The following is a 22,146-nucleotide window of genomic DNA, read 5'->3' as shown; positions in this document are numbered from 1 at the left end:
TTTTTATTTTTTAGCCAAAGGTAACAACTCACCTAATGTACTAATTGCTTGCTCCAAACGATCACTCCACGGCAGACCATAACTTAAACGAATACAGCTTCGGTACTTATTAGTTGCTGAAAAAATATAACCCGGTGAAATGCTAATTCCACTCTCTAATGCCAATTGGAATAATTTGACGCTATCATAGTTTTTACCTAAATCAATCCACACTACACAACCACCTTGCGGATCGCTTACTCTTACGGAGCTAGGAAAGGTCTGTTGTAAACACCAGATCATTCGCTCTTTATTACTACGCAGTGTTTGTCTGAGTAATTTTAAATTGCGTTCGTACTCCCCACTGGCAACAAACTCATACAATGTCCATTGATTGATCAACGATGTTGAGCAGCTAAATGCTCGCTTAAAACGGCGTGCTTGTGCAGCAAATTTACCAGCGATCAACCAGCCGACTCGATAACTCGGTGCCGCTGTTTTGGAGAACGACGAACATGTTAACACTAAGCCTTTTTTGGAATAGGCTTGAGCGGGTGTGCCCCGCGCAGCGCCAAAGTGCAAATCACCGTATACATCATCTTCAATTAATACTACATCCTGTGATTCCAACAGCTCAACCAGCTTTTTACGTTTATGATCCGGCATAAAGCTACCCACCGGATTATTGATCGCCGTTGAAAAAACACAGGCTTTTATATCATGATCTTGTAAAGCCTGACTCAGATCATCAAGCCAGATCCCATCATCTGGACACAAAGGGATCTCCAGTGCTTTAAGTCCTAAACTTTCGATCAATTCAATGATACCGAAATAACATGGTGATTCGATCGCTATAATATCCCCAGCTTTTGCTACACATTTTAACGCTATGGTTAATGCTTCTTGAGCACCATTGGTGATCACCAACTCTTGGCTATCGACCCCAATACCAAAATCTAAATAACGTCTAACCAACTGCTGCTTTAACGGTGCATAGCCATCAATCGCCCCATAATTAATTGCTCGGCTACCTGCCATCGACATAACTCGGCGCATAGTCCGAGCAAGCATTTTGTCGGTCGGCGCAGCGGCCACTGGGTTTGCAATACCAAAAGGCACCACATCAGCCTGATGAATTGCATCGTAGACCTGCTCAATTAAGACCTGCATATTAACCGACACTGGTTCACGGCTTAATTTAACTCGCTTAGGTCTGGCTGACTGCATAGCAACGGACTTTAAAAAATAACCTGACTTTTCGCGCGCCTCAACCAACCCCTGCGACTCCAAAGTTTGATAAGCCAATTTAACAGTCGGAATACTAACATTTAATTTATCAGCCATTTTTCTCAGAGAAGGTAACTTTTCACCCGGTAGCAAGGTACCTTGATCGCACAATTCGCGAACTAACTGCATCACCTGTTGGTATAAAAATTCTTGCTTACTCTTACTGATCACTAATGACATAGCACGGCCTCACAAACCCAAAATCTGTATAGGTTACATTTATGGTTTTCTGTATATGTTAAGTATACACATCCGCACTAGAATACACACTTAGTCAACCCATTGGATAAAAAGCCATGAAAAGTATCGCGCTTTATATTGTCACCGTTTTAATTTGGGGCTCAACCTGGCTCGCAATTGAATTTCAATTAGGTGATATAGCAGTTGAAACCTCGCTATTTTACCGCTTTGGTTTAGCCGCCATTTTAATGTGGTGTTGGGTAAGTGTTAAAAAACTGCCTATGTATTACAGCAAGCGAGATCATGGCTTCTTCGCTTTATTAGCATTATGTAATTTTGGATTAAATTACATAATGCTGTATTGGGCACAAAACCATTTAACGTCAGCTATGGCGTCAATTGCATTCTCGCTATTACTTTTAATGAACATAGTGAATACCCGGTTATTTTTTGGCAAACCCATCGCGAAACGCATTTACTTTGGTGCACTACTCGGTGTGATAGGTATTGGTTGCTTGTTCTGGCCACAATTACAGCAGTTCGACTTGAATAACGAGGTGTTGGTCGGTTTACTACTTGCTCTAGGTGGCACCTTTGTGGCTTCATTAGGAAATATGGTGAGCGTACGTAACTCAAAACAGCACATCGGTGTAATGCAAGGCAACGCTTGGGGTATGTTATACAGCGCTGTTGGCTTGTTGATCTATTTACTATTGAGCGATGCTAGTTTTAGCTTTTCAGCACCAGCAAGTTATTGGTATTCACTGCTGTACTTAGCCGTCTTTGGCACTGTTGTTGCCTTTGCTTGCTATTTTGCACTACTTAAAAATATTGGACCAGAACGAGCAAGCTACGTTATCGTTTTATTTCCACTTGTAGCAGTAACATTGAGTACATTGTTCGAAGGTTTTATTTGGCAAGGCAATACCTTTTTAGGGTTTAGTTTAGTACTACTTGGTAACGCAATCGTGCTGACGCCCACTAAAAAAATAAACGCTTTTTTTGCTGCAAGAGCAATTCAGCAAAAAAGCTCCATCCCCAGTTAGAATGCGCAATAGCGCAACTAACGCCAAAGCGCCTACTTGTTAGGCGCTTTTTTATTGCCCTTAACGGGGATACAAAACCGTAGTGCCTGCGGGTGGACTTTAATAGTAGCCGGCGTTTCGCCGATCAGCTCTCCATCTGCTTCTATTGATAACCCTTCACTTGTAATCACAGCGCTATTTAATTGCTGATAGATAAGCCCCTTCATGCTGTGGTGGCTACGCAATAGTAAACGCAAAAAGCGGTATAAGTTTGCGAATGACCCTCGCGCATTCATAGCATAGCAATCAAGCAGGCCATTGTTTAATTGTGCCTTGGGAGCAATGGCTAACCCACCACCAAAGTAACGGTGGTTAGCAAACACAGTAATTAAATTAATCTGAGATACAGCCTGTCCTGCAAAGTTACCCACTAACCTACGCGGTTTATAACTGAGTAAATGTTTAAACCCTGCAAAGCTATAGCCAAATGAAGACATTGCAGGCTTATCTTGTAAGGCTTTAACTACATAAGCATCAAACCCTATCCCTGCAATATTTATAAAGTAACGGTTATTTATCTGCCCAATATCGATAAGCTCATCACTTTGTGAAAAAACACTTTCTTGCCAATCGCTTATATTACAAGAAAAGCCCCGAGCGAAATCATTGCCAGTGCCTTGCGGTAATAACGCCAGCGAGCACTCAGTATTAATTAACGCATTGACCGTCAAATGCAATGTGCCATCTCCCCCAATCACAACCACGCGCTTATGCGGCTTTGCTAATTTTGCAATGGCCGCGCAATCTACTGCAAAATTGCCTGTGGTGATAAAGACATCAAATCGAATTTGTCTTTTTTCGCACTCTTTATACAACCACATGCACATTTTTTTATGATTTTTTTCGTACTCGGCTTAATTATTATTAGCATTGATAGGCAAACCTATACCACCATGTAAAAACACATATAAACAAAAAATAAATTAATCTGAATAAATAGTCACTTTATTCAGCGTGAGATGCATATTAAAAATATAAAAACTATAAAAACCCCATATAAAAGCGTCTTAGCAACAGGTGAAAACACATAACTATGCAAACCCTAGTTAAAAACGAAACTTAACCGCACGTTAATAACAAGCCAATCCATTAGTTTTTCTTATCTGTTCACCTTACTTTTTATCGTTTTATTTTTGTGCAATTTAGCGTCAAAATAGCCCCGTTCTCAAAACAGATATAGCCCGGAGCAAAAGTAATGAAACCAGTAAACACATTAAATGAAAATGCAGCAACCCATGTTGCCGTAAAATCAAGCAATCGCAAAGCTAAAATGCTTGCTAGACTTAACCGATACAGCAAAGCACTCGCATTAGGCGGTGTAATTCAATACAAATAATCACCCAACCATGATTATTTTAGCGGTGCAGCAAACACCCAACCACTAAACGAAGATACTTCTTTAGCTCCCTCGTTTGCTGCAACCTCTTCTTAAAACTATTAAAACTCTCCCCTTTTAGAAAAAAACTCCCTTTTTAGAACAAAAAACCAGCAAACGATCTTTTTTCCTATTTACACACCTCAATCACCTGCGTATTATTCTTTCCCAACGGAGAGATGGCAGAGTGGTCGAATGCACCGGTCTTGAAAACCGGCAGGGGTTTATAGCCCCTCTAGGGTTCAAATCCCTATCTCTCCACCATTATTAGATTTTGGTGGTTCACTCGATCATCAAAATGACAGTTTATGCGCCGGAGAGGTGGCCGAGTGGCCGAAGGCGCTCCCCTGCTAAGGGAGTATAGGGTTTGTAGCTCTATCGAGGGTTCGAATCCCTCCTTCTCCGCCATTTATTAAATTAAACCGCTTAATTGCGGTTTTTTTATGTCCGTAACCTTTACACCGATGAAGGAGGGTGAGAATCCTCGACTAGGGTTCGATAAAATGTCAGGAACATTTTAGGCCGCTGCAAGCGTCGCGAAGCGATTGATTACATGGATGTAAGCAAGCCCATCCCTCCTTCTCCGCCATTTAATAACGAAGAAAGCCCCGCAATTTATTGTGGGGCTTTTTTTGTTGTTAAAAATGGCTGAAGGCGGGTGAGAACCCTCGACTAGGGCTCGATAAAATGTGTGGAACATTTTAGGCCGCTGCAAAGCGCTTCCCGCGATTGATTACATGGACGTAAGCAAGCCCATCCCCACGTTTGACACACATATCAGTATAAAAAGCCTATCGTTTTATGTCCGTAACCTTTACACCGATGAAGGAGGGTGAGAACCCTCGACCAGGGTTCGACCAAACTTTGTCTGGAACAAAGTTAAACGCACGCAGTGCGGCCCGAAGGGCAAAATATAGGGATGTATTTTTTCACATGTCAGGAACATTTGGGGCCGCTGCAAGCGTCGCGAAGCGATTGATTACATGGACGTAAGCAAGCCCATCCCCACGTTTGACACAAATATCAGTATGAAAAGCCTATCGTTTTATTTCAGCACTCCAAACTAAACTCGTCCGCATCCAAGTGCGCTGGAAAGCTTTGTTTAAATGTCTCAAGTGGCTCTTTATCAAGTGTTGTGATCAACACAGAGCTTTCATTGTCCTTCGCTTGAGCCAATGTATCTCCTTTAAAATCATACACAGCCGTGCCACCGTTATGAGCGACACCGTTGCCATCTTCTCCAACGCGGTTTAAACCTATCACATAACACACGTTTTCCATGGCGCGGGCCATTAATAGGGTATCCCACACTTTGCGTCGTGCTGCTGGCCAATTGGCAACATTCACCATCACATCGTAGTCGTTGCGGTTACGTTGAAATACCGGGAAGCGTAAGTCATAACACACTTGCGGTAAAATTCTAAAGCCATTGAGAGTAAACACTTCGCGTTGCTCTCCGGCTTTCACAAAGTTGCCTTCTTTGCCTAAACAAAATAAGTGTCGCTTGTCGTAAAATTTCACCTCGCCATCAGGCCAAACCCAATAAAAGCGATTGGCTTTTTTATCACCTTGCTGCACGAGTACCGAGCCTGCAATAACCGCATTGGTTGAGTTGGCCGTAGCAATCATCCAATTAAGGACTTTACCATTTTCAGGCTCTGCACAATCTAGATTAATAGCAAAGCCAGTGGCAAAGGTTTCAGGTAATAAAATCAGATCGACAACATGATCAATATCAGCAATTATACCGTCAAATATAGCTAAGTTAGCTTCTTTATCGAGCCAGTTTAGTGATGTTTGAATAGAGGCGATGGTTAAAGTTGACATAAAATCTCCGCAGCTTGAATCAATGTGGCTTCATTTTTAGCAAAGCATAAGCGAATTACTTTATCATTGCTGGGTTGTTGGTAAAACACACTCAATGGAATAGCCGCAACGCCCGCTTGCTTTACCAGCCACTGGCAAAATTCAACGTCATTCAAATCCGACACATCACTGTAATCGAGTAATAAAAAATACGTGCCTTCACTTGGTAATATAGTAAAACGACTTTGTTGTAGTGCATTACTGAGCACGTCACGTTTGTGTTGATAAAACTCACTCAACTGATCAACATGCTCACCCTGCTGCTCTAACATGTCAGCCAGCGCATGTTGAGCAGGTGTAAAGCTTGAGAAAGTGACGTATTGGTGAATTTTTCGAAATTCCACAGCAAGCTCGGCAGGCGCAATGCAATACCCCATTTTCCATCCGGTACTGTGAAAGGTTTTACCAAAACTTGAGATCACAAAGCTTCTAGCAAACAACTCTTCATCACGTAGCACACTTAAATGTAGCTGGTTATCAAAAGTAATATGCTCGTAGACTTCATCACTTATTACATATAAATCATGCTCGGCTACCAAGGCTTTAAGGGTATTGATGTCGTGCTGCTTTAACGTTTTACCGCTTGGATTGTGTGGTGTATTAATAATAATCGCCCGCGTTTTACTATTTATTGCCTCAGTAACCGCTTGCCAATCAATTGCATAACTCGGAGCCTGCAAAGCAATATTAACTGACTTACCACCGGCTAGCTCAATCGCAGGTTGGTATGAGTCATAAGCGGGGTCAAATACGATGACTTCATCACCATCGCGCACCAATGCCTGAATGGCAACAAACAAGGCCTCGGTTGCCCCTGAGGTAACCGTAACTTGTTTCGTCGCGTCTATTTCAGCTGCATATTTACGCTTAACCAGTTGGGCAATTTGTTGCTGCAAGCGCGGCACACCTGTTGATGGCGAATATTGGTTAGCACCTTCAAGCACATAATGATTAAGCTGCTTTTTAAGTAACTCTGGCGCATCAAATTCAGGAAAACCTTGCGATAAATTTATCGCCGAATACTGATTTGCAAGTCCGGTCATTTGACTAAAAATACTGGTGCCTAAATTCGGCAATTTACTTTCAAACACTGGTTACCCTTAATAATGGTTTTGCGCGCGAAGCGATGCTATCATTGCAAACAGCAGAAGTATAGCCGTCTAAACAACTTTGGTAGCTCGAGGAATATATGCACAACAATACCGCTATTTCAGAACTAATAGAAGCCGGAAAGTGGATCAGCCAACAAGGCTGGGTACCTGCAACAGGGGGGAATTTTTCTGCCCGTACTAACACTGGTTTTGTAGTGACCGCGAGCGGTTTTGATAAAGGGAAGTTAGGGACTCATACCTTCATTGAGCTGGATCATCAGGGAAATAGACAAGCCGGCGCTGCTAAGCCATCAGCTGAAACTGAATTACATTTAAGCATGTATAAACTAATTCCTAATGCTAACTTTGTGTTACATACACACTCCGTCGCAGCGACTGTTTTATCTCGCATTATTAAAGGCCACAGCTTAAACCTACAAGGCTACGAAATGCAAAAGTCACTGCGTGGGGTAACCTCTCATTTAGATACTTTAAGCATTCCTATTTTTGATAACGACCAAGATATTGACCGTTTAAGTTTATTAGTTAGTGACCATCATTTACACACTCCTATTGAGCACGGTGTGCTTATTCGAGGCCATGGCCTATACGTAGTTGGCCGTGATATTCGTGAAGTACGCCGACAATTAGAAGGCCTCGAGTTCTTATTCTCATGTGAACTAGAACGCTTAAAATTAGTTGGATTAGAATCATGATCAAAGCGCTACTGACCGATATTGAAGGCACAATCACCCGCATTTCGTTTGTAAAAGAAGTGCTATTCCCTTATGCAACAGCGCAATTGCCTACATTTGTAAAAGCCAATCAGCAACAGACTGTTGTTGCTGAGCAAATAGATGCGGTTAAGGTGCTTATTGATCAACCCAATGCAAATATAGACACCGTAATTAACACGTTACTTGAATGGATTAGTGCAGATAAAAAAATCCCCCCACTAAAACAGTTACAAGGCCTGATTTGGCAAACTGGCTATGAAAATGGTGATTTTACTGGCCATATATATCCCGATGCCTACCAATTTTTACAAGCTCAGCAGCAAGCAGGTCAACAGCTTTATGTGTATTCATCGGGGTCAGTAAAAGCTCAGCATTTAATTTTTCAACACTCCGATTTTGGCGATATTCGGCCTTTATTTACGAATTATTTTGATACCAAAGTGGGTGCCAAGCAAGAAGCCAGCGCTTATAAGAATATTATTGCCAAGTTACCTTTTGCCGCTAACGAAGTGTTATTTTTAAGTGATGTAGCCGCAGAGCTCGATGCTGCTAAAGCCGCAGGTTTAAAGACCCTACATTTGATTCGTGATGGTCAAGCAAACTCTACTGAGCATAACTATATAAATGACTTTAGCCAATTCACTGCGGAGCATTTAGCATGAGCGAACTGACTATTTTTGCTGATTGTAACGGCGGCAACGCCTTATTAAATACCCAAGATACAACACAAATTGCCGCTGAGCTGAATAAAGTGAATGTTCGTTTTGAACAGTGGCAAGCAAGTGCTCCGATTAACTCAGATACCAGCCATGAAGCAATAATATCAGCCTACAGCGCTGATATTGTTCGCTTAAAACAACAAGGTGGCTATCAAACGGTTGATGTAATTTCATTAGCAAAAGGCAATCCAGCTGCTGAAGAGCTTCGTGCTAAGTTTTTATTCGAACACACCCACAGTGAAGATGAAGTGCGCTTTTTTGTTAAAGGCCAAGGCCTATTTTGCCTACATATTAACGACAAGGTTTATCAAGTGCTTTGCCAACAAGGTGACTTAATCTCTGTACCAGAGTTTACCCCTCATTGGTTTGATATGGGCAGCGATCCTGAGTTTACCGCTATTCGCTTATTCAATAATGTTGAAGGATGGGTGGCGCAAAGTACAGAATCTAATATTGCTAAGCAGTTTCCACTATTAGATTAAAGGCATCATTTAGTAAAGGAGTTTAAATGGAAAAGCTATTTTCATACGGTACGCTGCAACTTGATCAAGTACAGCTTGATACCTTTGGCCGCTTACTTGAGGGCCAAGCCGATACACTACAAGGTTACGTGGTAGGCGAAGTTGAGATCACCGATGCCGCCGTACTGAAAAGCAGTGGCCAGCGGTTTCATCCAGCATTAATTAAAACTGGCCTTGCAACAGATACCGTAACCGGCACTATTTTTATCATCACCGAGCAAGAACTCGCCAATGCCGATGGCTATGAAGTTGATGACTACATTCGTATAGAAGAGTCATTTAGCAGCGGAATTAATGCATGGGTATATGTGGCAAAAGGCTGTTAAACCAGCCTTTGTAATTCACCAGCTAACACTTGTTGTTGGTTATAGACGCCTGTATCTAACACCCAACCAGTAATAAGCTTGGCTGGAGTCACATCAAATGCGGGGTTGTAAACGTGAGCATTTGTTGGTGCCCATAACGCCTCACCAAAACTACCTCTAACACCTCGCACTTCTGCACTATTACGTTGCTCTATTTCAATATCTTCGCCGCATGCGGTGTTTACATCTAAAGTTGTTAGTGGGGCAACTACATAAAATGGGATGTTATGAAAGTGCGCCAATACCGCTAAATTATACGTACCAACTTTATTAGCAAAGTCGCCATTAGCAGCGATACGATCAGCGCCAACAAAAATCTTATCCACTTTGCCTGCGGCCATTAAGCTTGCTGCCATATTGTCACAAATAAGCGTATACGGTATCTGCCAGCGTTCAAGCTCAAACGCAGTTAGTCTTCCACCCTGAAGTAGTGGCCGAGTTTCATCAACCCAAACATGGATATTGTCATGTTGCTGCTGCGCTTTATAAATAACACCTAAAGCAGTGCCAATCCCTGCCGTTGCAAGTGCACCAGTATTGCAATGAGTAAGAATATTATCACCACTTTTCACCAGCTCCGCGCCATGATTAGCCATGCTTTCGCATAAGGCGATATCTTCATTAAATAAGTTGACCGCACTGCTTACAATGGCTGTAACAAAATCATCTTGTTGTAAGGCAGTACGTAACTTTGCCATACAGTGCATAAGGTTAACCGCTGTTGGCCGGGTAGCTTCTAGCTCATCAATCGCTGCTGCCAATGTGCCTTTTGTGGCGCCCTGCTCAGCTAAATGCGCAACAAGTAAACTTGCACCTAAACCAATAAGTGGTGCTCCACGTATTTTTAAGCTTAAGATTAAATCCCGCATAGTGGCTACATCATCGCACACATGCCACGTTTGCTGATGTGGCAATAGGTACTGATCTAATACACTTAATGTATTATTTTGATATTTTAAGCTGCTCGCTATGAGATCTTGCATCATTAATCCTGACAATGTTTTCGCTGTTATTTATTCTACAGCAGTTTTTAAATCACACAACCAAGAAGTATAGACATCTAAATAGCTGAAGGTATAGAATGCTACAACTGCTTATTTTATGAGATTCTATTTATGGCCAAATACTTTGCTTTTAATGCCGAACATGCTGTTGATTATATTAAACACCTTATTAAAAATGGCGGCCTAGATTTTTTTAAAAAAGAAGCAAAACTGACAGCCTATGAGTTTGGCGATGGCAATTTGAACCTGGTATTTAGAGTAAACGATGAAAGCAATAACAGTGTGATTTTAAAACAAGCACTGCCCTATGCTCGCTGTGTTGGAGAATCATGGCCACTTACATTAGATCGCGCCCGTATTGAGGCTGAAGTCCTTGTTAATCACGGTGCTATTTGCTCAGAACACACAGCAGAGGTACTGCATTACAACCCTGAACTCGCACTCACAGTACTAGAGGATTTAGGCCATCTTCAAATATTACGGGGCGCACAAATTAAGGCTGAACAATTTCCTTTAGTTGCAGAACATGTGGCACATTACTTAAGCTATACAGGCTTTTATAACTCAGATTTTTATCTAACCGCACAACATAAAAAAGCCAAGGTCTGCCAATTTAGTAACCCTGAATTGTGTCAAATCACCGAAGATTTATTTTTTAGTGACCCCTATATTATTCATGAACGTAATAATTTCCCCACAGAACTGAGTGAAAATGTAGCCAGCATTCGTAATAACTCAGCACTAAAATTAGCAGCAGCAAAATTAAAAGCTAAGTTTTTAGCGTGTCCACAAACACTGTTACATGGTGACATGCACAGTGGCAGTATTTTTGTTGATCAAAAAACAACTAAGATCATCGACCCTGAGTTTGGCTTTTTTGGTCCTGTTGGCTTTGATATCGGCTCATTTATGGGTAATATCTTATTAAATTATTGTGCCCAAAACGCTCGTATAACTGAGCTGGCAAAACGCCGCCAATACCAAACCCATTTACTTACCTGCCTGCAAGATTGTTACACTTTATTTGAACAAAAATGGCTGAATTTAATTACCCACCATAGTAATGATGCAAGTTTGGCGACCCCTGAATTTGCACGCTATTACTTACAACAAGTGCTGCAAGATGCGGTAGGTTATTGCGGCGCAGAATTAATTCGCCGCACAATTGGCTTGGCCCATGTGGCTGACATAGATGGGATTGAAGACAGTCAAGCGCGCTTAGCGGTGCAACAGCAAACCTTGATTCTTGGTGAGCAATTGATGGTAAACGCGCACAGCTGCAACAACAAAGATGATTTTTTTGCCTTATTGATCAGCTTACTCAACTAATTAAAAATGGCGCCTAGGCGCCATTTTTATTGGTAATTTTCATACATTTTATCAAGCGGTTCTGATAAACCATTTTCTTGAACTACACGTACATGCTCTCGCGATAATTCACGCGCACTAAACACACCACAAGAATGAGCAATTAAGCCTGCACCATAATGTATATACTTATTATAATTAGCTACGCGCTGAGCTTTATCTGTAACATTTAAGCCTCGTTGCAGTCGCTCGTTATGAGTTGTTATACCTGTAGGACAAGTATCTTTATTACATTGCAACGCTTGAATACAACCTAATGCAAACATATGGCCTCGGGCTGATACAACAAAATCAGCACCCAGCGCAAGCGCCCATGCTACGCGTGATGGTACAATTAACTTGCCTGATGCAATCACTTTGATTCGGTCGCGTAAGCCATGTTTTTCCAGCATATTCACAACTAAAGGTAAACTTTCTCTCAGTGGTAAACCAACAGAGTCCATTAATGGCTGCGGTGCAGCACCAGTGCCGCCATCTGCGCTATCAATAGTTATAAAGTCAGGAGCTGACTTTATGCCTCGGTGATTTATTTCCGCAAATAACGTTTCTAGCCAAGCATAAGCACCGATCACCGCTTTAAAGCCTGTCGGCTTGCCTGTGGCTTCACGCACTTTAGCAACCATATCTAATATATCTGATGGTGTTTTTACTTCTAAGTGTCCATTTGGGCTAATCGAATCATGTCCTTGGGGTATGCCACGAATAGCGGCAATTTCAGCGGTGACCTTTTTGCCTGGTAACATACCGCCTTTGCCCGGCTTTGCGCCTTGGCTCATTTTAATTTCGAACATTTTAACTTGTTCATGAGCAGCAATCGCTTTAAGTTTTTCAGTGCTTAAATTACCGTGTTCGTCCCTAACACCATATTTAGCTGTGCCAATTTGAAATACCAGATCAGCGCCCCCTTCCAAGTGATATGGACTTAATCCACCCTCCCCCGTGTTCATCCAGCAGCCAGCGATTTTTGCGCCTTTTGATAGCGCTCTTACCGCAGGCTTAGACAAAGCACCAAAGCTCATGCCTGAAATATTAAATAATGATTTGGTTATGTAGGGCTCAGGACAATAAGGACCCAATGTAACAGCGCTGGGATCGAGAGCATCTTCATCTAACGTTGGGAATGCACAGTTCATAAACATCACAGTACCAGTTGCTTCTAAACTTTGAGTCGAACCAAACGCTGTAGTGCGGTCAACATTTTTCGCTGCACGATACACCCAGCTACGATCAGCGCGATTAAATGGCATTTCCTCACGATCCATTGCGAAGAAGTACTGCCTAAAAAACTCGCCTTGGCGTTCAAAGAAATACCTAAACCGCCCAATCACCGGATAATTTTTACGAATCGCGTGCTTGGATTGAGTAACGTCACTAATATAAAAGTAAATTACTAATAAAACTAAACACCCAAATACCACGATAAATAAACTGGCAAATACATCGATACTAAAAATAATAAAACTACTCACGCAACGCCCCTTGCTGGTTATTTTTCATTCTTAATAAAGAGCATACAATTTAGAGCAGATAATTCAATGTAAATGTATAGGTCAGCAGCATTAAACTACTGACCTATAAATAAAGATTTGAGTTAAGCGTTAGATTTAGCTAACTCAGACTGGATGTATAACTGGATTTGCTCTTCAAGCACTGACAATGGCACTGAACCATGGCGTAATATTTGATTATGGAACTCACGAATATCAAAATCTTGGCCAAGCGCTTGTTCTGTCTCTTTACGTAAACGCTTAATCGTTAACTCACCAATTTTGTATGATAGCGCCTGTGCAGGCCACGAAATATAACGATCGGTTTCTGTTTTGACGTTATGCAATGAAAGTGCGGTGTTTTCACTCATAAAGTTCATCGCGCGCTCACGGCTCCAACCATACATATGCATGCCAGTATCAACCACTAAACGTGCAGCGCGCCACATCTCATAAGTTAGACGGCCAAAATTACTATAAGGGTCTTGATAAAAACCCGCTTCAAGGCCTAGGTATTCAGAATATAACCCCCACCCTTCACCAAACGCGGATAAATATGCATCGCGACGATAACTTGGTAAGTACTCAAGCTCTGCATTTAACGAAATTTGTAAGTGATGACCAGGTACTGCTTCATGCAGAGTTAACGCTTCTAAAACGTAAAGCGGGCGCTTATCAAGTGCATACGTATTTACCCAATAATACCCAGCTTGATCATCACGGCGCGAACCAGAGTAACGACCTGTTGTATATTTTGGCGCGATGCTAGCAGGCACAGGAGCTACACCGTAGGGCATACGAGGCAAGGTATGAAACAACTTTGGTAATTGCGCATCCATTTTCTTCGCAATATAAGAGGCTTCCTTTAACAACTCTTCTGGTGTGGTGGCATAAAATTGTGGATCGGTTCGTAAAAAATGTACAAATTCGGCAAACGAACCTTCAAAACCCACTTCTTTAATTACCTCGTCCATTTCACTACGAATACGAGCCACTTCCTTTAAACCCAGCTCATGGATTTCTTTTGGTGTCATGTCTGTCGTAGTGTAATGCTTTGCACGGTTTGCATAAAATGCTTCGCCATTTGGCGTGCTTGAAATACCAATTTCACTGCGCGCGCCCGGTTGATATTCTTCGTTAAAGAAGGTCAGATAATCTTTATATGCACCAACCACTTGTTCTTTAATTACTTTTTTTGCTTGCTGTTGCAGCGCACTAAACTCATTATTAGGTAAGCCTGCGGTGTTAGTTAAAAATGGTTTATAAAATTCTGATTGCGTTACATCATCTACAATATAGGCAGTAATTGAGTCTTGATAGCCTACCAATACCGCTTTAGGCTGAGTTAACCCGACCTCTAAGCCTTTACGCATCCACCCAATGTTTTGTGCGAAAAATCGTGGAACTTGCTGCAAACGTTCTAAATATAGCTGATAGTCTGCTGAGGTTTTAAAATCAGATTGCGAAACCATAAACGACAAGCTTGAGTGAAAACCATACTCAGATGTCAGCGGCATATAATGGCTATTAAACACATACTCATCGACGCTGTTTTGCACTTGAGCACGTATGATGGTTAAGTTAATACGGTTTTCTTCACTTAGCGTGTCTTTATTAATAGCATCAAGTTGCGCCAAAAGATCGGTATTTTTTTGATATTTCTGTTTTAAAAACTCAGCTGATAGGTTATTTAATAAATAACCATCAACTCCCTCAGGATTGCTATATGGGCTGATGCTTTTGCGATAATCAACGATTGATTGCGCCACTGCAGTGAATTGTTGATCACTATCAACACTCGTCATTTGACAGGCACTTAAGGAACATGCAAACGCGATGCTTAATACAGAATGGCGAAAAACTGCTGGTAGTTTATTTTTGAACTTTATTTTCATCTTAAAAGGCTCTGCGAACTTTAGTTGATTTTAAACTACCTTATTCGATCAGTTTTACCAAAATAAATGCGACCAAGAGTTACTTTGCTCAGGTTGAATTTACATCAAGGTTTGTCTAGTGCTTAAACAGCACTTTGTTATCGTTTATAAAACAAGCTATCGTTCGGCAAAAAAGTAAATATCCATGGTAAAAAGCACTTTTTTACTTTTAAATACGCGCGATACAGATTAATGTAGGTAAGTATCAAATGCTGGGATTGCGCTGATGTCTTAAGGAGTGAGTTATTTAATTTAGCTGTTATGCGTATTTAATTGGTATAAATAAATGATGTTCCATGACTCCATGGCGATTGCTCAAGAAAAAATGACAAAAGTATGTATCTTTTTAGAACGTCATGCATTACCACCCTCCCCCTTAAATTATAACGTTGTTTATAGCTATATCAGTCAAGTAAATGCACAACTTAACGCCACTTTAGACCGCGCTATTGCGCTTGGCCAAGAAATAGACTGTGTCTATATAGAGCAGCTATATTTTGATTATATGGACCAAGCCCACCAGACTGAAACATCAATGGTGCGCAATGTCGATGGTATAATTAACTCACTATCACGCAGTGCTAAATCAACAGAACATGATATTGTTCGTTTTGCTAACCAAGTGAGTGATTGCGTACATTCGCTCGATGAAAAGAATGTTCAAAAAAGTCGACTAGCACTTGATACATTGAGCAAACATACAGCTCAATTACTTACCCAACATCAACAGTTTAAAAAAGAACTTATCAAAGCAAAAAGGCTGCAAGAAAAAACCCAGCAACAATTAGTACAGCTGCGTAAACAACATATCACAGACCAGCAAACGGGCTTATATAAGCGCCATTATTTAAACCAGCAAACTCAGCTTTGGTTAGAGCAAAACAAGTCTGTATGTGCAATTGCTATTCAAATTGATAATTTAGACCACTTTATCGATAATTATGGCGACATGATTGGCGAAGTTATTTTAAATAAAGTAGCCAAGCAAATACAAAAGTACGTGTTTGAAAGTGGACTTCCGGGTCGCACGGGCAAAGATGCTTTTACTATTTTATTAGCTGATATAGATCCTGAAACTGCCAATGTTATTGCTGAAAAAGTCCGTAATGGTGTTGAAAAGCTACGTTTTGTCAGCTCTAAGAGCGGTCTTAAATTACCCACCATTGACCTGTCCCTTGGCATTGCGAAGCACCAAGATGAAAAGGACTTTAATAAGCTCGCCCGTAAAGCATCAAATGCGGCCTACAAAGCAAAGTCACTAAGACAAAGCAGCTTTATCACTGGACAATAACCTCACGCTTGATCCAAAAGCATTTTTTCTATAATCAAATTGCACCTCAGGGGTACTATCAAGTACACTAGTCTCTATTACCACGATAGAGATTTATCATGAACGAGAATCAAGAAAAGACTACGCATTTTGGCTATAAAACCGTTGCCGAAACAGACAAAGCTTCTATGGTTGCTGACGTGTTTCATTCCGTTGCAGCAAAATATGACGTAATGAATGATCTCATGTCTTTTGGTATTCACCGTTTGTGGAAACGCCAAACCATTGCCAGCTCGGGTGTTCGTAAAGGGCATCACGTTCTCGACTTAGCCGGTGGTACTGGCGACTTAACCGCTAAATTCAGCCAACTTGTCGGTGATACAGGGCAAGTCGTATTAGGTGATATTAATTCATCGATGCTAAAAGTAGGCCGTGAAAAACTGCATAACTTAGGCCTCGTTGGTAATATTGACTATGTGCAAATGAATGCTGAGGCGTTGCCATTTCCAGATAACAGCTTTGATTTAATCACTATTGCGTTCGGTCTACGTAATGTCACGGATAAAGATAAAGCACTACGTTCTATGTACCGTATTTTAAAGCCAGGCGGACGTTTATTGGTATTAGAGTTTTCAAAACCTGAACATGAAGTTTTAAGTAAAGCCTATGACTTTTACTCATTTAATCTACTGCCAACAATGGGTAAGCTCGTTGCTAATGATGGCGATTCATACAAATACTTGGCAGAATCGATTCGTATGCACCCAGATCAAGATACCCTTAAAAGCATGATGGAAGACGCAGGCTTTGAACAAACGACTTATCAAAATTTAACCGGTGGTATTGTTGCCCTACACCGTGGTTTTAAATATTAAAATATAATTCTTACCAAAACCGAATTAAGGTGTTGTTATGTTGACTAACTTTATTGTTGCGCTAGTTGAACGCATTTTAAATACCAGCTTAAAACTTGATAACACCTTAATTGATAAGCTTGAGCCTGTAGCTCATAAAAAGCTATTAATTGATATTCGTGATTGGCAGCAGCAATTTTCACTCGTATTTACTGGGCAGCAATTGCACTTATATTGCACCAATGAACAGCAATACGACTGCATGATCAGCGGTGACATTGAAACTCTGATAGCACTTAAAAACCCTGCAATGCTGACGCAATTAATCCGCCAAGACAAGTTAGATTTACAAGGCGATTTAAATATAGCGCAAAGCTTTAGCAACGCATTTTCAGCTATGGATATAGATTGGCCGGAACATTTTTCTCATTACTTAGGCGATGCACCTGCACAACAACTGTGGTACGCAATACGAAATGCGAAACGCCAAGGTCTTATTGTTGACAAGAAACTGGCTGTTACCTTAACCCAGCTATGCCAAGACGAACTTAAGGTGACGATTCACTCTCTTGAGCTTGACCAATTCAAACTGCAAACGCGCCAACTTAAAGGGCAAGTTGCTCAACTTGAGCAACGTATTAACCAATTACTTCAGCACCACTAAATCAGTAAGGATTATTTGTGTCAGCAGCTCGGCTTTATTACATAACCAAAACCCTGCTTAATTATGGTTTAGATGAATTAATTCCACCGCAAAAAATACCTTGGTATGGCAAAGTTGGCCGAGCCAGTTTATTTTGGTTGAAAAACAAACACAAAGAAAAGCCACCGGGTTTACGTTTACGCCTTGCGTTACAACAACTAGGTCCTGTTTGGATTAAGTTTGGCCAAATGTTGTCGACACGTCGTGATTTACTGCCGCATGATATCGCTTTAGAACTGGCTCTGTTGCAAGATAAAGTATTACCTTTTGAAGGCGAGCTTGCGCAACGGCTTATTGAAAATGCTCTGGAAATAAACGATATTAGTGAGTGCTTTAGCGATTTTGAGCAAACGCCCCTTGCTTCTGCATCTATCGCACAAGTACATACTGCCACCTTAATTGACGAGCACAATCAACCACAAGACGTGGTGATAAAAGTGATTCGTCCTGATATCAAAGTACAAATTGATGCTGATTTAGCGTTAATGGAGCAATTTGCAAAGGTAGTAGCAAAACTCGTTAATGAAGCAAAGCGCCTGCGCCCAGTAGAGGTCGTCAAAGAGTACAAAAAAACCTTACTTGATGAGCTCGATTTAATGCGTGAAGGTGCCAATGCTATTCAGCTAAGACGCAACTTTGAAAATTCTGACTCGCTATATATACCTTATGTTTACAGTGATTACAGCCGATCGAATATTTTAGTGATGGAGCGTATTTACGGGATTGCGGTATCTGACACAGAGTCCCTAATGGCGCAAAACACCAATATGAAACTACTTGCCGAGCGTGGTGTTGAAGTATTCTTCACACAAGTTTTCCGCGACAGTTTTTTTCATGCTGACATGCATCCGGGTAATATATTTGTCTCTTATGATACGCCAGAAAACCCTAAGTTTATTGGTATAGACTGCGGTATTGTTGGCACACTTAATAAAGAAGATAAGCGTTATTTAGCAGAAAACTTCATCGCCTTCTTTAACCGTGATTATCGCCAAGTTGCGCAGTTGCATGTTGATTCAGGCTGGGTGCCTAAAGATACCAGTGTAGAAGAGTTTGAGTTTGCCATTCGCACAGTGTGCGAACCGATTTTTAACAAGCCGCTAGCTGAGATCTCGTTTGGTCATGTGTTAGTCAACCTATTTAATACCGCTCGTCGCTTTAATATGCAAGTTCAACCACAATTAGTGCTATTACAAAAGACCTTACTGTATGTTGAAGGCCTCGGACGGCAACTGTACCCACAACTTGATTTGTGGCAAACAGCGAAGCCTTTTTTAGAAGACTGGGTCAAGCAGCAAGTAGGGCCACTCGCGGTACTTAAGCAAATGTATGCTAATTTGCCATTTTGGGCTGAAAAAATGCCCGAATTACCAGATCTAATTTATTACAACTTGAAGCAGCAATGCAAAACAAGTGAACCACTAGCAGCACCAGCGTCACATAAACCACTTATCATGGGAGTGTTTGCTGGCGCCGCAATGATAGTCTCAGGTTTGTGTTACTTACAAAGCGACATAATAGCCAGCATTGTTGCAGCTAGCTGTTCATTAATTGGCTTTATTTTAGCGTGGCGAAACGCATAAACTAAGTGCTATTTACATTTTGCTGAGTATAATCAGCGTAAACATACAATAAAATTTGGAGTAGATCATGGGCTTTGGCGGTATCAGTATTTGGCAATTATTAATAGTGTTAGCAATTATAGTGCTACTTTTCGGCACTAAAAAACTACGCGGTATCGGCGGTGATTTAGGTAACGCTGTAAAAGGCTTTAAAAAAGCTGTATCTGAAGAAGAACAAGCAAAAACCACTGACAACATAGAGCAGTCTAATAACTCAGTGCAAAATAAAGAAACGACTGACAAAAGCAAAGAAGACCATAAGGCTTAATTAAAATGGGCATGTGGGAACTTATTGTGGTTTTGATTGTGGGCCTTATTGTACTTGGTCCTGAGCGATTACCTGTTGCAATTAGAACTGTAAGCCGCTGGATTAAAACAATAAAAACGATGGCAAACTCAGTCAAAGCAGAAGTAAACGAAGAACTTCGGGTGCATGAGTTACATCAAAACCTTAAAAAAGCTGAGCAACAAAGTATGCAAGACTTAAGCCCCGCTTTAAAAGACTCTGTTGATGAACTTCAAAAAGCAGCTGACTCAGTTACCCACAGCTATAAAAAAACGTCTGAGCCAACCGATAAAGTGAATATTGATGAACAAAAATGAAATTATTTTTGCTGTCCGTGGTCTATTCATAGGTAATGATTAAATTATGACTGAACAAACTCAATCTGGCTTTGTTGGTCATTTAATTGAATTACGTAATAGGTTAATGAAGGCACTACTAGCTATTTTATTGTTTTTTATTGCCTTCGTTTATTTTGCAAATGATATTTACAGCTTTGTTGCAGCACCTTTAGTCGCGCACTTACCTAGTACTGCGACTATGATTGCAACCGATGTAACAGCCCCCTTTTTTGCACCGTTTAAGTTAACCTTATTTGTCGCTTTATTTGCTGCAATCCCGGTTATTTTACACCAAATTTGGGGGTTTATTGCACCAGGATTATACAAACACGAAAAACGCATGTTAATGCCAATATTAGCATCGAGTATTCTATTGTTTTATAGCGGTATTGCGTTTTGTTATTTTGTGGTATTACCTATCATACTGGGCTTTTTTACCAGTGTTGGTCCACAAATGATGACATTAGCTCCGGATATAAGCAGCTATTTAAGCTTTGCTCTAAAGCTATTTTTTGCCTTTGGTGTCGCATTTGAAATACCTGTAGCAATCATGTTGCTATGTTGGAGTGGCGCTACAACTACTCAAAGTTTAAAAGAGAAACGCCCTTATATTGTGGTTGGTGTTTTCGTGGTGGCCATGTTTTTAACCCCACCAGATGTACTATCACAAACTTTATTAGCATTTCCGATGCTACTGTTATTTGAATTGGGATTAATTTTAGCGGCTTTTTATAGTGTTAAGCCTCAGCAAGATGAGTCAGAGGAATAAATGAAAAAACAAATATTACCAATAATAGTACTTTTAAGTGCATCAACAGTTTATGCCGACGAAGTAAACTTACAGGCACTACAGGCCTGCACCTTCGTTGAAAATGATTTTAATCGTCTCTTATGCTACGACAACACTATGGCAGGAAAATCATTAAGCAAGCCAACAACGACAAAACAATTAACCTCTACTGAGACGGTCGCATCTGATGCAACAGCCGTTGCAGTGGTAGCTACAGATCAAATAGTGAAAACAAAAAATGAAGATTTTGGTTTAGAGCACAAAAAAGTCGCAAAAGAAAATGATGACGAAATTACAGCAAACGTTACTAATGTTAAAGAAGCACCATATGGCGAGCTGATCATTACACTTGATAACGGCCAGCAATGGCGTCAAATAGGTTCAGACCGATTACGTTTAGATTCTGGTGACACAGTCATTATCGAACGTGGTATGCTCAATTCCTTTTTGCTGAAGAAAAAAGGGCTAAATCGTACTATTCGTGTGAAACGTACTGATTAATGAACCCTATGCTGATCGATGCGGGTATAAACCTTACAAATCATCAATTTGATGGCCACCATGAAGCTGTTATTGCCCGCGCTAAAGCAGAAAACATTAACCAAATGCTACTTATTGGCTGCGATATACCAAGCAGCCAGCAAGCATTGAATCTTGCAAAAAAACACCTGTTATTGGCTACTGCTGGTGTCCATCCCCACGACGCTAAAACCGCGGACCAACAATTAGAACAACAACTACGTTTACTTGCTGCTCAACCTGAGGTAGTGGCTATTGGTGAATGTGGCCTAGATTATAACCGCGACTTTTCACCTCGAGATACTCAACGAAGCGTATTGACGCGTCAGCTAAAACTAGCTGAACAGTTAAATTTACCGGTATACTTGCATGAACGCGATGCGAGTGAAGATATGCTGAAAATTTTGAAGCAACATAAAATACGCGGTGTACTTCACTGTTTTACTGGTGATGAGAGTGCTTTAGCACAATACCTAGAATTAGATTTATATATAGGCATTACTGGATGGGTATGCGACGAGCGTCGGGGTCAAGAGTTACAGCAGCTTATACCTAGTATTCCATTAGAGCGGTTATTGTTAGAAACAGACGCCCCCTTTCTAATACCCAGAACAATTAAGCCAAAACCAAAATCACGCCGTAACGAGCCCAGCTACCTACCTTACGTTTGCCAGACTATTGCAACATTAAAAGGCTTAGACTTTGCAACAGTAGCGAAACAAACTACACTTAACTTTCAACAGCTATTTATCACTAAGGCTTGATT

At 40.9% G+C, this 22,146-nt stretch carries 23 protein-coding genes and 2 tRNA genes; 18 read left to right on the top strand and 7 right to left on the bottom strand.

The genetic code is table 11. From position 1 onward, the window contains the following. Positions 1–3 precede the first annotated feature (3 nt). Positions 4–1,446 carry an aminotransferase-like domain-containing protein gene (locus tag AAEU30_RS09850; RefSeq protein ID WP_421960345.1) on the bottom strand — a complete coding sequence of 481 codons (1,443 nt, stop codon included), beginning with the start codon at positions 1,444–1,446 and terminating at the stop codon, positions 4–6. A 116-nt stretch (positions 1,447–1,562) separates the two neighbouring features. Between AAEU30_RS09850 and AAEU30_RS09845 the strand changes: the two genes are divergently transcribed. Next, the gene (locus AAEU30_RS09845) at positions 1,563–2,492 is read left to right on the top strand and encodes a DMT family transporter (protein ID WP_421960344.1); all 930 of its coding nucleotides are present in this window, start codon (positions 1,563–1,565) and stop codon (positions 2,490–2,492) included. Between the two features lie 32 nt (positions 2,493–2,524). Here the strand turns inward: AAEU30_RS09845 and AAEU30_RS09840 are convergent, their stop codons facing one another. Then, positions 2,525–3,352, bottom strand: coding sequence for a diacylglycerol/lipid kinase family protein (locus AAEU30_RS09840; RefSeq protein WP_421960343.1), 828 nt, complete (start codon positions 3,350–3,352; stop codon positions 2,525–2,527). 374 nt (positions 3,353–3,726) lie between these two features. On the opposite strand from AAEU30_RS09840, the gene AAEU30_RS09835 reads away from it, so the two are divergent. The 3 genes from AAEU30_RS09835 to AAEU30_RS09825 all read left to right on the top strand — a co-directional run bounded on the left by AAEU30_RS09835 (position 3,727) and on the right by AAEU30_RS09825 (position 4,314). Then, the gene (locus AAEU30_RS09835) at positions 3,727–3,867 is read left to right on the top strand and encodes a hypothetical protein (protein WP_176372489.1); all 141 of its coding nucleotides are present in this window, start codon (positions 3,727–3,729) and stop codon (positions 3,865–3,867) included. A 212-nt stretch (positions 3,868–4,079) separates the two neighbouring features. Further along, positions 4,080–4,170, top strand: a tRNA-Ser gene (locus AAEU30_RS09830). A 51-nt stretch (positions 4,171–4,221) separates the two neighbouring features. Next, positions 4,222–4,314: transfer RNA gene (locus AAEU30_RS09825), tRNA-Ser, on the top strand. A 642-nt stretch (positions 4,315–4,956) separates the two neighbouring features. On the opposite strand, the gene AAEU30_RS09820 is transcribed toward AAEU30_RS09825, so the two are convergent. Together AAEU30_RS09820 and AAEU30_RS09815 are read right to left on the bottom strand one after the other, a co-directional pair. Beyond that, positions 4,957–5,733 (bottom strand): amidohydrolase, encoded by a 777-nt coding sequence (locus AAEU30_RS09820; protein WP_421960342.1) that lies wholly within the window; start codon positions 5,731–5,733, stop codon positions 4,957–4,959. Continuing rightward, positions 5,721–6,863, bottom strand: coding sequence for a methionine aminotransferase (locus tag AAEU30_RS09815; protein WP_421960341.1), 1,143 nt, complete (start codon positions 6,861–6,863; stop codon positions 5,721–5,723). The genes AAEU30_RS09820 and AAEU30_RS09815 overlap by 13 nt, the downstream gene beginning before the upstream one ends. Before the next feature lie 98 nt (positions 6,864–6,961). Between AAEU30_RS09815 and AAEU30_RS09810 the strand changes: the two genes are divergently transcribed. Genes AAEU30_RS09810 through AAEU30_RS09795 form a run of 4 tightly spaced genes read left to right on the top strand, consistent with a single transcriptional unit; the run spans position 6,962 to position 9,166 of the window. Continuing rightward, positions 6,962–7,579 (top strand): methylthioribulose 1-phosphate dehydratase, encoded by a 618-nt coding sequence (locus AAEU30_RS09810; RefSeq protein WP_421960340.1) that lies wholly within the window; start codon positions 6,962–6,964, stop codon positions 7,577–7,579. Continuing rightward, positions 7,576–8,262, top strand: coding sequence for an acireductone synthase (gene mtnC / locus AAEU30_RS09805; RefSeq protein ID WP_421960339.1), 687 nt, complete (start codon positions 7,576–7,578; stop codon positions 8,260–8,262). The genes AAEU30_RS09810 and mtnC overlap by 4 nt, the downstream gene beginning before the upstream one ends. After that, positions 8,259–8,801 (top strand): 1,2-dihydroxy-3-keto-5-methylthiopentene dioxygenase, encoded by a 543-nt coding sequence (locus tag AAEU30_RS09800; RefSeq protein ID WP_421960338.1) that lies wholly within the window; start codon positions 8,259–8,261, stop codon positions 8,799–8,801. Before mtnC ends, AAEU30_RS09800 begins: the two co-directional genes overlap by 4 nt. 26 nt (positions 8,802–8,827) lie before the next feature. After that, positions 8,828–9,166, top strand: coding sequence for a gamma-glutamylcyclotransferase family protein (locus AAEU30_RS09795; RefSeq protein ID WP_421960337.1), 339 nt, complete (start codon positions 8,828–8,830; stop codon positions 9,164–9,166). Here AAEU30_RS09795 and mtnA read toward each other — a convergent pair. Next, on the bottom strand, positions 9,163–10,188 hold the full coding sequence (gene mtnA, locus AAEU30_RS09790; RefSeq protein ID WP_421960408.1) for an S-methyl-5-thioribose-1-phosphate isomerase: 1,026 nt from the start codon (positions 10,186–10,188) through the stop codon (positions 9,163–9,165). The two genes, AAEU30_RS09795 and mtnA, sit on opposite strands and share 4 nt — an antisense overlap. Positions 10,189–10,320: 132 nt before the next feature. Between mtnA and mtnK the strand changes: the two genes are divergently transcribed. Continuing rightward, positions 10,321–11,538 carry an S-methyl-5-thioribose kinase gene (mtnK, locus tag AAEU30_RS09785; RefSeq protein ID WP_421960336.1) on the top strand — a complete coding sequence of 406 codons (1,218 nt, stop codon included), beginning with the start codon at positions 10,321–10,323 and terminating at the stop codon, positions 11,536–11,538. Between the two features lie 26 nt (positions 11,539–11,564). Here the strand turns inward: mtnK and AAEU30_RS09780 are convergent, their stop codons facing one another. Both AAEU30_RS09780 and AAEU30_RS09775 read right to left on the bottom strand, forming a co-directional pair. After that, the gene (locus AAEU30_RS09780) at positions 11,565–13,046 is read right to left on the bottom strand and encodes an FMN-binding glutamate synthase family protein (RefSeq protein WP_421960335.1); all 1,482 of its coding nucleotides are present in this window, start codon (positions 13,044–13,046) and stop codon (positions 11,565–11,567) included. A 122-nt stretch (positions 13,047–13,168) separates the two neighbouring features. Then, positions 13,169–14,869 (bottom strand): DUF885 domain-containing protein, encoded by a 1,701-nt coding sequence (locus tag AAEU30_RS09775; protein ID WP_421960334.1) that lies wholly within the window; start codon positions 14,867–14,869, stop codon positions 13,169–13,171. Between the two features lie 433 nt (positions 14,870–15,302). Between AAEU30_RS09775 and AAEU30_RS09770 the strand changes: the two genes are divergently transcribed. From AAEU30_RS09770 to AAEU30_RS09730, 9 genes are all read left to right on the top strand, one after another. Next, positions 15,303–16,289 carry a GGDEF domain-containing protein gene (locus AAEU30_RS09770; protein ID WP_421960407.1) on the top strand — a complete coding sequence of 329 codons (987 nt, stop codon included), beginning with the start codon at positions 15,303–15,305 and terminating at the stop codon, positions 16,287–16,289. 98 nt (positions 16,290–16,387) lie between these two features. After that, a complete protein-coding gene (ubiE, locus tag AAEU30_RS09765; RefSeq protein WP_087531284.1) occupies positions 16,388–17,143 on the top strand; it encodes a bifunctional demethylmenaquinone methyltransferase/2-methoxy-6-polyprenyl-1,4-benzoquinol methylase UbiE in 756 nt (251 codons plus the stop codon). Positions 17,144–17,180: 37 nt separating this feature from the next. Continuing rightward, positions 17,181–17,786: a ubiquinone biosynthesis accessory factor UbiJ gene (locus AAEU30_RS09760; RefSeq protein WP_421960333.1), complete on the top strand. Its 606-nt coding sequence runs from the start codon at positions 17,181–17,183 to the stop codon at positions 17,784–17,786. Between the two features lie 17 nt (positions 17,787–17,803). Then, the gene (ubiB, locus tag AAEU30_RS09755) at positions 17,804–19,408 is read left to right on the top strand and encodes a ubiquinone biosynthesis regulatory protein kinase UbiB (protein WP_421960332.1); all 1,605 of its coding nucleotides are present in this window, start codon (positions 17,804–17,806) and stop codon (positions 19,406–19,408) included. Positions 19,409–19,475: 67 nt separating this feature from the next. Continuing rightward, complete coding sequence (gene tatA, locus AAEU30_RS09750) at positions 19,476–19,715, top strand: Sec-independent protein translocase subunit TatA (protein ID WP_087531287.1); 240 nt, start codon at positions 19,476–19,478, stop codon at positions 19,713–19,715. Between the two features lie 5 nt (positions 19,716–19,720). After that, positions 19,721–20,050, top strand: a complete 330-nt coding sequence (gene tatB / locus AAEU30_RS09745) for a Sec-independent protein translocase protein TatB (RefSeq protein ID WP_290209980.1) — start codon at positions 19,721–19,723, stop codon at positions 20,048–20,050. A 46-nt stretch (positions 20,051–20,096) separates the two neighbouring features. Next, positions 20,097–20,840 (top strand): twin-arginine translocase subunit TatC, encoded by a 744-nt coding sequence (gene tatC / locus AAEU30_RS09740; RefSeq protein WP_087531289.1) that lies wholly within the window; start codon positions 20,097–20,099, stop codon positions 20,838–20,840. Continuing rightward, positions 20,841–21,362: a hypothetical protein gene (locus AAEU30_RS09735; protein WP_421960331.1), complete on the top strand. Its 522-nt coding sequence runs from the start codon at positions 20,841–20,843 to the stop codon at positions 21,360–21,362. It begins immediately after the preceding gene. Continuing rightward, on the top strand, positions 21,362–22,144 hold the full coding sequence (locus AAEU30_RS09730) for a TatD family hydrolase (protein WP_421960330.1): 783 nt from the start codon (positions 21,362–21,364) through the stop codon (positions 22,142–22,144). Before AAEU30_RS09735 ends, AAEU30_RS09730 begins: the two co-directional genes overlap by 1 nt. Positions 22,145–22,146 lie beyond the last annotated feature (2 nt).

This window comes from Pseudoalteromonas mucoides (assembly GCF_049257175.1).
Taxonomy (GTDB): domain Bacteria; phylum Pseudomonadota; class Gammaproteobacteria; order Enterobacterales; family Alteromonadaceae; genus Pseudoalteromonas.
The sequence above is the reverse complement of the archived record's forward strand: the minus strand, read 5'-3'. Positions and strand labels throughout refer to the sequence as shown.